The organism is Yersinia sp. 2542 StPb PI, assembly GCF_048593855.1.
Lineage (GTDB): Bacteria > Pseudomonadota > Gammaproteobacteria > Enterobacterales > Enterobacteriaceae > Yersinia > Yersinia enterocolitica_E.
Genome location: NZ_JAZGQA010000584.1, coordinates 1 through 226, shown reverse-complemented (window position 1 = coordinate 226; position 226 = coordinate 1). Strand labels below are relative to the sequence as shown.

Sequence of the window (226 nt, the reverse complement as noted above, 5' to 3'; positions counted from 1 at the left end):
AGATTGCTGAAATCACGCTGTAAATCAAGGGTCAGATCCTGACTGGCAACTATCTTGCCTGCGTTATTGTCAAGCTGACCCAGATTCAATGCGATGTTATTCGCCGCCAGTGTGCCACTCTGGTTATTGAGGGTTTGCCCGGCATTCGTCCCCGCATTAATGGTCAGCGTTCCAAGGGCGAGAATATTGGCGCGCTGCGTACTGATATCGCCACTGTTGGCGGTGA

1 protein-coding gene is annotated in these 226 nt (G+C 51.8%); it reads right to left on the bottom strand.

Translation table 11 applies throughout. The annotated features are described in order from the left end of the window. Positions 1–226 (bottom strand): hypothetical protein (locus V1952_RS22810; RefSeq protein ID WP_420075667.1); only part of this gene is annotated, 226 nt, incomplete at both ends.